This window comes from Ruegeria sp. CDSA021 (assembly GCF_059612325.1).
This window is the reverse complement of record NZ_JBXWQJ010000033.1, coordinates 1-11,071: the sequence shown is the minus strand read 5'-3', so window position 1 is coordinate 11,071 and position 11,071 is coordinate 1. Positions and strand designations below refer to the sequence as shown.

The window sequence follows — 11,071 nt, the reverse complement described above, 5'->3', positions numbered from 1 at the left end:
TCAGGCGGCCATTGGTTGACCCGGCTAATTGGCTTCAATGTAGGCGTTGAGATTGGCCAGTTGGTTGTCATAGCGGCGGCCTTTCTGGCTGTTGGACTTTGGCGCAAGGAACCGTGGTACAGATCGCTCATCGTGGTACCCGTGAGTTTTGTCATCGCTTTGGTGGGCGCCTTCTGGACTGTCGAGCGGGCTCTTGCAGCGTTGACATAATACGTGAGCATCAAGTCTATGGTTTTTGATTGTCCGCTATTTGTCAGAAGCCGTCTCCGAGCCAATGCGAACCAAAGGCTGCATTGTCCGCGTCTGTTGAGTTCCGACATGGTGCAGCGAAGGTTGATGTTTCCCGAACCAGCCTTTCGTGCCAATCACGGCGAAGGTGTCAGGAAGCCCACTTTGATCGATGCTGCGCGGTGCCCCAATGACGGCGACGCGCAAAACCAGACTTTGCAAATTTACGAGAACGGCTCAAAAGAAATTGCCTTTCACCAAACGGCGAACATTCTGGGGTGTCGTCAGGCAAACTAACCGTTCGCAGTATTCCAACAGAATCTCTGTGCGGAACCCGGAATTGCGTTAAAGTTGCGTAAACAACGTTGGTTCCTCACTTTGAGACGAAATCATCCAAAGCAATATTGAAAGAAAATAGAATGAAACGCCTGTTTCCATCTCTGCCGGAGAACGCGACACTTGGAAGTGTCTATCAAGCCTTTCCAGACAAACTTTCTCCGCTTTGTGCGTACGAAAGTCTTGTGATGAGGGGCGAGAGCGACCTCTCGGTTGCCGAACGTGAATTAATTGCAGCCTATGTCTCGGGTTTGAATGCTTGTGCGTATTGCCATGGAGCACACATCGTTTTCGCCAAAGCCTACGGAATTGAGGTCGAGACAATCGAGGCACTGATGGAAGATCGCGATACGGCACCCGTCGAGGATCATCTCAAACCGTTACTGGCATACATTGAAAAGCTTACTGTCTCGCCATCACGAATGACGGAAGCCGACGCAAATGCGGTCTACGCGGCAGGCTGGTCGGAGAGTGCGTTGTTCGATGCTATACAGGTCTGTGGTGTCTTTAGTCTCGTGAACCGCTTCATAGAAGGAACAGGTGTCCAAAGTCCTGGCAACGATCCAAGGCAAGCGGATGAGGCCACATTAATCCGATACCGCAGTGACACCTTCTACACCGATTTTGGACGGGAGAATGGCCTCGACATTCCTTGAATTGATGTTGTTTTAACTTTCGAACAGTGACGAAAAACTGGTCCAACAAGAAGTCAGAAGCGTCCTTCGCTCTCGGGGTTGTCCCATTCGTTGGATCAAGTCGGCGCCGTTAGTTATATTGGTGGATCTATGTTCAAGCCTCGATGATCCGTCCGGCTTTTCGTAGATAACCCATTTTCTGATAAGGTTTGGAGACTTGAGGGCTTTGTAAGGGGGGAGAGTTGCTTAAGTTTGACGCTGAGACAACGAGATTACTTGAAATTGCCTATCAGGGAGCTGAGTTGACACGGCGAAGACAGGCTTCATTTGATGCGCTGTGCCCTGCTCCCGGTGAAACTATTTTGGACATTGGTTGTGGCAACGGTCTGTTAACGGCAGAGTTGGCTCGCACAGTTGGCTCGGATGGTTATGTCATCGGGATCGACCCAAGCGAGGACATGACAGCAGCCGCAAAAGAACGATGCAGCGACTACGCAAACGTGGAGTTTCGTGCAGGTTCCGCAAATCACTTGCCCATTGAGGATGAACGTGCTGACAAGGCCGTCTCGGTACAGGTCTTTGAGTACATCGAAGACGTAGACGGTGCATTGGCTGACACGCTGCGGTGCGTCAAACCCGGTGGGCGCCTTGTCATCAGCGATCTACACTTTGGCAGCTTGATTTGGTTCAGCGACGAGCCCGACAGAATGCAAAAGATGCTGACATCCTGGAACCAGCACTTTGTGAGTGGTTCCATCCCGGAAAGACTGCCCGCACTGATAAAGGCTCGCGGCAACCATGTGGAAGATGTCTTGTCGTTCACAATGACAGATCACCAGCTAAAACCTGATGGCCTCGCAATCATGATGATGCACCTCATGAAGCAATACGCTGTCGCAAATGACCATGTTGATCCCGCTGTTGCGCAATCGTGGTTTGACGAACAGCTTAGCCTTGCAAAAGTTGGACGCTTCTTTTTTTCGATGACCCAATTTATCGTCGTGGCGCGTAAAAGGGGTTGATAGACCGAAATGACTTGGCCTCGGTTCTTCCGCTGGCTCGCTGAAAGGTACAGTTCAAGAGCCCCCCTCAGGTATCGTTGTCGTCGTGATTGGTGCTGCAATCTTTTGTCCGAACTTAATTGTCGCCGTTGAAGCCCCAATGAAGGGCCAGACGCGCAGCCATTGATCAGGCGTTCGAACGACCGCAGCGATAGACGTAATGCACAGAAGGTCTCGTGTTGGTGCTAACTCTATGGCTACAACACAGGTACGTGGCTGTCACTTCCAGCTTGCAGCTGCCTTTGGTGTGATCCAATCGCCATATCCGGCCGATTGTCACCAAATGTCGTCAGAACCTTCCCGGATACAGATTCATCATGCTCTGCACGTCCAGTTCACTCGAAAACGCGTCCGGATTACTCCAGATCACCTCGTTAATATAGTCGCGTTCCGAGTGAAGATCGTTGGCTGTAGGCCGTGATTCCCGGTTTTCGGGGAGGCCTCTCTTTGTCCAACCGAACAGTCCACCAAATACGGTCCAGATGCTGGGTGACATTGTATGGGAAGCCATCTCGTGGTCCTTTCCGACTTACTTGCGCTGTCGCAACAAGAGTAACTGTTCCCCCGTTTTTCTGGTATCCAGCACAAAATTGTGCTGTTCTACAAAAATGAAGAACGGTTTCCGAAACTGGTCGGGTATTCGCGTGTTCCTCTCTGTTTTCAGAGAAGGATCGACGCTTGCGGCCTCCAAAAAGCTACAGGTCTCCCAACCAACGGTTGCCCGGCGCGTTGATGTTCTCGAAAAAGAAACAGGCTTGACGCTGTTTGAGCGCGGTACGCACGGGTTCAAACCGACCCGAGAAGCCCTTCGCCTCGTTCCCCTCGCCGAAGCAATCGAGGCTTCAGTCCTCGAATTTACCGACTGCGCGAAAGAATTGACGTCGACACAACCCATCCGTATCACCGCTTATTCGGCAAACTTCTCAGCACGCATGATCGAAATCGTAAACGCGTTTTCCGCCGACAATCAGGATGTCGCATTCGAGTTTTTGTCCAGTGTTCGGGCGCTGGACCTGATGGCCGGGGAGGCAGACATTGCGTTGCGCCTTGCGAGAACCGATCCTGATCCTGACCTGATCTGCCGGAAGATTAGCACGGCACGCTGGTCTTTGTTCGGCAGCAAAAACTACGCGGACAAATTTGGCCTGCCGGGGTCAACAAATGATCTGGCCGGGCATCAGTTTGTTACCTTTCAGCGGGACGATGTACCGAATGTTTTCCACGAATGGTTGACCAATCACGTGGCACCAGAACAGATCGTCATGTCTTTCACTGAACTGGAGCTAATGCATGCGGCGATCAGATCAGGGCAAGGTCTTGGGATCAGCAATGTCAAGCTGGTTGAAGCAGACATGTCTTTTCTCCGATGCTTCGACGAAATCCCCGAACTTGCGGTGCCGCACCTAATGCTCATTTCACCGGAAGCCTATCGTCGGCCAGAGGTTAGAGGATTCGTTAAGTTCTTCGCACCTCGATACGCTGCAATCTACAAGTAGTGATCGAGTAAAAAAGAACTGATGCTATACTTTGTGAAACGCAGACAAGCTCTTTTGCATTTAAACGAGTTCAGCGGACAAAGAGAGCGCCGGTTTAAGCCATTCCTCTCCGCACAGGGATTTCAGGACGTTTCAATCGGAAGGTTTTGATCGGCGCTCCACTCAGCCCAAGAACCATCATAGAGGCGCGACTTGTCGAACCCCATGTGGCGAAGCGCAAGGAGACCGCAAGAGGCGGCAATACCGCGACCGCAATACGCAATAACCTCGTCGTCGGTTTGAATTCCCTTGTCCTGATAGTGCTGAAGGAGGCGGAGGCGATCCGCCAACCTGAAAGAGCCTCGTTCCTTTAGTTTTGCTGCCCGCTCAGCAATAGGTGTGTGTGCCAAATCCGGATCGATGTTCGATATCGCCGGTATGTTAACTGCACCGGGGATATGTCCCGAGCGACCTCCCCATGTGTGAACACCATCGCCTCGGAAGAGGTCGTTTGGCAGAAAGTCTACAACTCTGACCTCAGGCTTACCTATCGCGTCCAGAACCTCAGTTTTGCTGGCAATCCAATTGCTTTGCGCCTTGGGAGCGAAGTCGCCAGGCTCAACGGATGGATCACCGGCTTCAACCGCTCGACCTTCCAGTTTCCATTGCTGCAAACCACCATCCAAAACCTGTATATTTTCATGACCATAGTACGAAAGCGCCCACCAAAGACGTGCAGAAGCCAAGGGCAGCCCAGAGTCATCGTAAACCACGACATGACAGTCATTGGATACACCCAACTCGCGAATCTTTTCCCCGAAATCCTCTGGCCCGAGCATCATATCGGGAACGTTCTGAGTGCTGTCCGCAAGCTCCGTCGACATACCAACATACACAGCGCCAGGAATGTGCTCAGCTTGGAACTCGCTCCTATCGTCGTAGGCCACACCCTTGCCGCTTTCCTCCCTGAACTTCCAGCGAACATCAATGATGCGCAGTTTCGGGTCAGTCAGGTTATCTGCCAACCAAGCCGTATCAATAAGCGGGCGAGTTTGGGTTGTCATACCTACGTTCTCCTCTAACTGGACGCTGGTCGGGCCGTATGGAATAATCCCCAAAATTGCTTTCGGAGTCCAATTTTAGGAAATCGGGATTTGATGAAGCAACTATGGTCGGAATTGGATTTCGATGAACGTATTGCCTATCGGAAGCAATTTAAGCTGAAATTACGGCACCTTGTTAAGTCGATTTCCTTTGACTCACTCATAGTTAAGCATGCTCATAAAGCTGACTACTGGAAAGGCTTGGAACGGATAATGGAAGGTTTGGATGCTCGAAGATCGGTACGGAAGCCCGCTAACGACAACATCACAAACTGCACGTGACGCCTATGTTGAAGGCATCGACCGTTTTCTGGGTGCTTTTGATGATGTCGAAGAAGCTTACCGTTCTGCAATGCAGGCAGATGATAGTTTTGCCATGCCCCATGTTGGCCTTGCGCGCTATCTTGTTACCGTCGGCCGCGGACAAGATGCAAAGCGAGAATTAGCCGCCGCCAAGGAACTGTCGCAAGGCGTCTGCCTGCGTGAAGCCGCCCAGATCGACATTATCAGCGATCTAATAGAGGGGCGTGCACCGCAGGCCTACAGGCGCATCCGAGATCACGTCACAGACCATCCGCGAGATATTTTGCTGGCCCAGACATGTACCAGCGTATTTGGCCTAATAGGGTTTTCAGGTCAGGCAGGACGCGAGGCAGAGCAGCTTGCGTACACAACCATGTTGAAGCCACACTATGGCGACGACTGGTGGTTTCTCTGCCAGCATGCCTTTGCCCAGATGGAGGCCGGACAGATCGGCCCCGCCGCGGAAAACATCGAGCGCGCGCTTGAGTTGAAGCCAGACAGCGCACACAGTGCACATGTCAGGGCCCATCTCTACTATGAGAACGGGGAGACGGACGCTGGCTACGCTTTTCTGCGCGATTTCTGGCAAGACTATCCCACCACTGCTTACCTGCACTGTCACCTCAGTTGGCACGTGGCTCTCTGGGCGCTTGAAAGCGGCGATGTGACTGGAATGTGGAAGATATTCGATGAATGTGTTTCCCCCGACCGCCCTCCTGCACCGCCACTGAATGTATTGACGGATAGTGTGGCCATTGTTCACCGAGCCTATTTAGCCGGCGAGTCTGTACCTCAGGAGTGCTGGCAGCAACTCAGTGACTATGCTGTTCAGTTCTTTCCTTCACCTGGCCTCGCTTTCGCGGACGTTCACGCTGCTCTTGCGCATGCCATGGCTGGACAAAGAGAGCGTCTGGAATCGACCATAGAGCGCGCAAAGGGACCCGCAGGCCCTACCGTTGCCTCTGTCGCAGGCGCATTCCGTGCGCTGGCGGATGGAAATGCGGACGAAGCGATTGAGAAATTTGTAAGTGTCATGTCTGAGCACGAACGCCTTGGCGGCAGCCGGGCGCAACGCGACATTGTCGAGTTTACGTTGGCTCATGCGCTTGCAATTTCCGGGCAATCGAATGAAGCTCGACGCATTCTCAACATGCATCGACCGCATACCTCTCACGACCACGCGGTAGCTGGTTTGGCGAAGTAGGATGCCTATGTTCTTTGATGTCCGCTATGAGCGCTTGTCCGCTTCAGGTTCGATGTCGATCAACCGATGTGTCTGCTTCTCGGGCTCTAGACAGCTCGCTGGTGAAGGTCCGTTTCGGGCTGCGACAAGCCAAGTATGCAACCCGCAGAAAATGACTGCTGTGGGCAAAAGCTGCCGAAAACTGACCCGGTCCTAAGATGTTTTGTCAACCGCGGGCGCGCATCTCCAAAGCGTCTTGTGTAGTTAGAATGTTTCCCGCGTAACCCCATGAACCGCTGCTTACTTCTAGCAACCGGACAGACGTTCCATTTTGTATTGTTTGCCCGGCGACTTCGCCGAAGGCCTTGGTGACATTTTGTATTATCCTGCCTTTTTCTTCTGCCGAAAACACACCTTCAAGCACCTGAATTTCAATTGAGGGCATCGCACACTCCATTTCTTAAGACTTACCAAAATGCTGGTCTATACTTGGCCGATTGTTCCACAAGATGACATGCAATGCCCATTCTTGTAAGAATTCTATGCAATTTCGAGAGGAGCAACCACATGTCAGCAATGGTTTCATTTCGCTCGGTCGTTGATCCAACGGATTGCGATTTTCTTGGACATATGAATGTTTCGAGGTACTTCGCCGCATGTTCCGACGGTGTACTAGCCATTCAATCTGAAATGGGGTTAACCGCAAACGATATGCGTACGGGACGCCGGGTTTCATTCGCCGTTGTCAACGCCCAAAGCGATTTCCGCGCAGAGCTTACTGCTGGCGACTCGATACGGCTGGAGACAGAAGTTGTAGCGATTGGCTCTAAATCCATGACCTTTAGGCATCGGCTTTTTCGAGTTGACGGCAACAAGATGGCGTTCGAAACCGAATTCAAATGCGTGCTGCTAAGCCTTGAAACCCGCCAGGCCACAGAGATTCCCGATGACGTTCGCGAAAGTGCAACCAAATGGTTGGAGAACCCAAACTGAATGACCAGAAAGTCCCGAAATACCGTGGTCTACTCCGACCAATCTTAGTGCCGTATATCAATCGGCGGCTTTGTCCGGAGACTGTGTAAAAACTCTGACTGTCCGGCGAAAAACGCCGAAAACAGCCTCTATGTGTGTTCTCTCGCACTTCTAAGAGAGCTTTTGCACAGGCGCCGAAATCGAGCGCGACGAGAGAGCTCATGGGCCGGAGTTTTCATACAGCCTCTCCGCATCGCTAGAATACCAAAGCTTGGTTTTGAAGGTCCGGTTCGGGCTGACTGTGTTGAAATACTCAAAAAACTGGAAAGCCTAAATTTTCTGCGAACCTCGATCAATCGCAATAGATCACCACCGATATCGATGACGAGCGTTGAGACACTCGCTGGCGGCCAGCAACTGATTTAGGCCGACCTTTCGGCTAAAAATTTCAATCGGGCCTGTAAGGGCAATTTTGCATTCGAATTTGCGCGAACTTGGATTTTTTCAACACAATCGGCTGGGAGTATTCGTTCAGGTCCAGTGTTTCAGCAGTTAGGTTCTTTTCGTTTTTTACCGTAGCGTCCACCGATCAAGCGTGCATACCAGATTGTGTTTTGACGTTTCTTGGAATGGCGAACCTTTCTGACGTAAACTTCACCAATGGAACGTCGACTTGCCGCGATCTTGGCCGCTGATGTGGTTGGTTATTCACGCTTGATGGGCGCGAATGAGATCGGCGTTTTGAACGCTCTCAAAGCACTTCGTTCGGAGCTGTTCGATCCACAGGTTGAGAAACATCATGGTCGCATCGTCAAACTAATGGGTGACGGAACGCTCGTGGAGTTTGCTTCGGTCGTTGATGCAGTGAACTGCGCGGCTGAAATCCAAGCGAAACTGGCGAAGAGAAACGACAACCTGTCTCCTGAAGAGCAGCTTGAATTGAGGATCGGCATAAATCTTGGCGACGTGATGATCGATGGCGATGACCTTTATGGTGACGGTGTAAATGTCGCGGCACGGATTGAGGAGTTGGCGGAGCCTGGTAGCGTTTGCGTGTCTGAAGTTGTTGCAACTCAGGCAGCCGGCAAAGCTAACGTTGGTTTCGAATACTTGGGCGAAACCCGCCTGAAGAACATTTCTGAGCCGGTGCGAATTTATCATGTAAATCCTCAGAGCCGAGCAATCAGCCGCCGCAGCTGGGTTAGGAGCCGTGGCGTTCAGGTGGCAATAGGCGGAGCGCTTCTGATCACTGCGGCATTTGTGGTTTGGCAAGGCATGCATCGCTGGGGTGCCAATGAAGCCGTTCCTTTTGACGAGGCTACGGCTCTGACCCGGCCTACAGGTCCTACGATAGCGGTTTTGGCGTTCGAGAACCTAAGTGGAAACCCGTCGAAAGATTACTTGTCCGATGGCATCAGCGAGGATGTGATTATCGAACTCGGACGCTATCGCGACCTCAACGTCTTATCGCGGCACACCACTTTCTCCTACCGCGGGCAACATCAGGATGTGCGCGGTATCGGTGAAGCCTTGGGTGCCGATTTGGTGCTTGAAGGTACGGTACGACAAGCGGGTGATCGTCTGCGAGTTACGGCACGCCTGATCGACACCCAGAGCAGAGCGCAGGTCTGGTCCGAGGCGTTCGATGAGAACCTTACGACCGCCAATCTCTTTGATGTGCAATCTCGGATCACCGAGCGCGTTGCAGTTGCGATTGGTGACACGCGCGGCGCCATCAGGCGAACAGACGAAAGGCGGGCACGGGCAAAACCGCCGGAACGATTGTCGTCGTATGAATGCACCATGTTTTATGACGATTTGTACGATAGACCGGATGTGCAGAAGCGGGTCCATGGTTGCATTGAAAGGGTAATCACGGAAGAGCCGGATTATTGGCGCGCCTGGGCGCAGCTGGCCGAGGCATTGCGTGTAGATCTAAGCTTTTTTGGGGATCGCTATGCTGGCACATATGAGGAAAAACTCAACCGAGCTTTGGCTGCCGCCAACGAAGCCAAGGCACTCAACCCAAACTCGGCCCGTGTCCGACTTATCTTGGGTATTCTTCTGCTCATGAATGGGGATCGCGACGGCTTTTTCGCCGAGGCGGAGGACGCGCTCGCTATTGGAGGCGACCGCAGCGTGGAGGCGGAATTCGGCTACTGGCTGGTCTGGACCGGGCGTTTCGATCTGGGCGCGGCACTTGTACGGCGGGCTATCGACCTCGACCCAGGGTCGACCATCAAGGATTGGCATCAAGCGCTCTCGGAATACCACTTTCACAAGGGTGAATACGAACTTGCGCTTGCCGAAGCGCGCAAGGGCGTGCTGCTGGATTATTGGTGGTCGATGATCCCCGAAGTCACGGTTCTCGCCAGGCTTGGACGCGCTGACGAACTTGAGCGCGCCCGAAACCGGCTTGAAGCCACGCGCCCCGGCGTGAAAATCGCCGATATTGTTTGGGTGTATCGCCGTTACCAGCGTCCGGACGCTCTTATAGCGCCCTACGTTGATGCCTTCCGGAAGGCAGGATTGCCGGAGGGCACTTATCGAGCATTGGATTTGAACGACCGAGGCTAAATCGTTGTCGGTCCCGGAAGCAGATTGCGCGCTCTAGATTGACTATATTTTGGTCTGAAAAAATGGACCTACTACGGCGTTATTCCGGTGGCCGCTTGGTCCCGCACTTCGGAAACTGAAAGGCAGGGTGAAAAAGCCTGCTCTGGACTGATAGTCGTACTTGCGAGATTTTTTCAATAAAGGCCGCTGGGAAGCGGCCTAAAAAATTATACCTCAGTAGCTTCAGCGATGGCGAGCGTGTCTTCAATATCTATGCCTAGCAGCGGGTTGTGCCAAAGCCGTCCATGCAGGCGCGAGCCGATTTGTGCTATGATCACAGCTGAGGGAATCAAAAGCCGAGTCATCGATTGATCACCTCGCACCAAGGGAGTTTCAATGAAAACGATGTCTTTCAGGCTGATACCCAACCCAAACGACATGGTGGCCTCGGATTTCACCGATCCTGGCTCCTTCACGACCAGTGATACGAACGAAAGAAACTGGTTCAAGTTTGCAAACGACGACGAGACTATTCTCTCGGGCGTTTGGGAATGCCCACCCTGTCGTGAAGAGATCGATGCTTATCCGGTACATGAAATGATGACCGTGATTTCTGGGTCCGTAACACTGACGCATCCTGACGGAGACGCTGAGACCTTCACGGCTGGCGATACGTTTTTCATCAAAAAAGGGAGCAGGTTGATCTGGGAGATCACAGAAAAATTGCGGAAGTACTACATGATCGTCTCTTAGGAAGTTCGTATTGCGAGGCGATCCCTGCGATCAACCTATGACCAAAACGGGCTCGAAACATACATTCTCCGGTTGCTGCACGAATGGCAGCTATGGGTTGCGAACGGTGCCCTAGAGCCCTGAGCGGACTTCGTAATCAGCCAGTTGGAGTGAAGAGCCGCATCTACTATTGTCAAAGCATGTCGAGCAAGGGACAACAATTGCAACGAAAATTGGCGGCAATACTGGCCGCGGATGTCGTTGGGTATTCGGCGCTCATGCACAAAGATGAGCACGCTACACTTCTAATGCTTGATCACCTGGAAAGTGATATCGTCACCCCAACAATAGCGGGCCAATCAGGTCGGGTCGTGAAGAGCATGGGTGATGGTTGGTTGGCGCGATTTGACGGTTTTGTTGCAAAGATTTGAGCCCGTTGAGTTGTTTCAGCAATCGCTTGTGAGTCAGATGGCGAGCTCAGCGAACT

Annotated in this window: 11 protein-coding genes; 8 read left to right on the top strand and 3 right to left on the bottom strand. The window is 52.4% G+C overall.

The window, feature by feature from the left end; genetic code table 11:
• The 4 genes from AC2FLD_RS22060 to AC2FLD_RS22045 all read left to right on the top strand — a co-directional run.
• On the top strand, positions 1–210 hold a 210-nt coding region (locus AC2FLD_RS22060), incomplete at its 5' end, for a HupE/UreJ family protein (protein ID WP_496674381.1).
• Between the two features lie 437 nt (positions 211–647).
• Entirely contained in the window at positions 648–1,220 is a 573-nt protein-coding gene (locus AC2FLD_RS22055) for a carboxymuconolactone decarboxylase family protein (protein ID WP_481669221.1), read from the top strand.
• Positions 1,221–1,441: 221 nt separating this feature from the next.
• Positions 1,442–2,221 (top strand): methyltransferase domain-containing protein, encoded by a 780-nt coding sequence (locus AC2FLD_RS22050; RefSeq protein ID WP_496727300.1) that lies wholly within the window; start codon positions 1,442–1,444, stop codon positions 2,219–2,221.
• Positions 2,222–2,742: 521 nt separating this feature from the next.
• Positions 2,743–3,756, top strand: a complete 1,014-nt coding sequence (locus AC2FLD_RS22045) for a LysR family transcriptional regulator (protein ID WP_496727298.1) — start codon at positions 2,743–2,745, stop codon at positions 3,754–3,756.
• Between the two features lie 122 nt (positions 3,757–3,878).
• Here AC2FLD_RS22045 and AC2FLD_RS22040 read toward each other — a convergent pair whose 3' ends face one another.
• Positions 3,879–4,853 (bottom strand): sulfurtransferase, encoded by a 975-nt coding sequence (locus tag AC2FLD_RS22040; RefSeq protein ID WP_496674389.1) that lies wholly within the window; start codon positions 4,851–4,853, stop codon positions 3,879–3,881.
• Between the two features lie 211 nt (positions 4,854–5,064).
• On the opposite strand from AC2FLD_RS22040, the gene AC2FLD_RS22035 reads away from it, so the two are divergent.
• Entirely contained in the window at positions 5,065–6,345 is a 1,281-nt protein-coding gene (locus AC2FLD_RS22035) for a tetratricopeptide repeat protein (RefSeq protein ID WP_496674392.1), read from the top strand.
• Between the two features lie 205 nt (positions 6,346–6,550).
• Here the strand turns inward: AC2FLD_RS22035 and AC2FLD_RS22030 are convergent, their stop codons facing one another.
• Positions 6,551–6,769 carry a tautomerase family protein gene (locus tag AC2FLD_RS22030; RefSeq protein WP_496674395.1) on the bottom strand — a complete coding sequence of 73 codons (219 nt, stop codon included), beginning with the start codon at positions 6,767–6,769 and terminating at the stop codon, positions 6,551–6,553.
• A 74-nt stretch (positions 6,770–6,843) separates the two neighbouring features.
• Here AC2FLD_RS22030 and AC2FLD_RS22025 point away from each other — a divergent pair, with 74 nt between their 5' ends.
• Together AC2FLD_RS22025 and AC2FLD_RS22020 are read left to right on the top strand one after the other, a co-directional pair.
• Positions 6,844–7,317, top strand: coding sequence for an acyl-CoA thioesterase (locus AC2FLD_RS22025; protein ID WP_282022463.1), 474 nt, complete (start codon positions 6,844–6,846; stop codon positions 7,315–7,317).
• Between the two features lie 639 nt (positions 7,318–7,956).
• Positions 7,957–9,873 carry an adenylate/guanylate cyclase domain-containing protein gene (locus AC2FLD_RS22020; RefSeq protein WP_496674398.1) on the top strand — a complete coding sequence of 639 codons (1,917 nt, stop codon included), beginning with the start codon at positions 7,957–7,959 and terminating at the stop codon, positions 9,871–9,873.
• A 206-nt stretch (positions 9,874–10,079) separates the two neighbouring features.
• Here AC2FLD_RS22020 and AC2FLD_RS22015 read toward each other — a convergent pair whose 3' ends face one another.
• Positions 10,080–10,217, bottom strand: a complete 138-nt coding sequence (locus AC2FLD_RS22015) for a hypothetical protein (protein ID WP_496674401.1) — start codon at positions 10,215–10,217, stop codon at positions 10,080–10,082.
• A gap of 31 nt (positions 10,218–10,248) precedes the next feature.
• On the opposite strand from AC2FLD_RS22015, the gene AC2FLD_RS22010 reads away from it, so the two are divergent.
• A complete protein-coding gene (locus AC2FLD_RS22010; RefSeq protein ID WP_496674404.1) occupies positions 10,249–10,605 on the top strand; it encodes a cupin domain-containing protein in 357 nt (118 codons plus the stop codon).
• Positions 10,606–11,071: the final 466 nt, after the last annotated feature.

Bases quoted from the DNA above. Each gene is read 5' to 3' on its own strand.
- AC2FLD_RS22055 (WP_481669221.1), top strand. From the start codon at position 648: ATGAAACGCCTGTTTCCATCTCTGCCGGAGAACGCGACACTTGGAAGT.
- AC2FLD_RS22045 (WP_496727298.1), top strand. From the start codon at position 2,743: ATGCTGGGTGACATTGTATGGGAAGCCATCTCGTGGTCCTTTCCGACT.
- AC2FLD_RS22035 (WP_496674392.1), top strand. From the start codon at position 5,065: ATGCTCGAAGATCGGTACGGAAGCCCGCTAACGACAACATCACAAACT.
- AC2FLD_RS22030 (WP_496674395.1), bottom strand. From the start codon at position 6,769: ATGCCCTCAATTGAAATTCAGGTGCTTGAAGGTGTGTTTTCGGCAGAA.
- AC2FLD_RS22025 (WP_282022463.1), top strand. From the start codon at position 6,844: ATGCCCATTCTTGTAAGAATTCTATGCAATTTCGAGAGGAGCAACCAC.
- AC2FLD_RS22020 (WP_496674398.1), top strand. From the start codon at position 7,957: ATGGAACGTCGACTTGCCGCGATCTTGGCCGCTGATGTGGTTGGTTAT.
- AC2FLD_RS22015 (WP_496674401.1), bottom strand. From the start codon at position 10,217: ATGACTCGGCTTTTGATTCCCTCAGCTGTGATCATAGCACAAATCGGC.
- AC2FLD_RS22010 (WP_496674404.1), top strand. From the start codon at position 10,249: ATGAAAACGATGTCTTTCAGGCTGATACCCAACCCAAACGACATGGTG.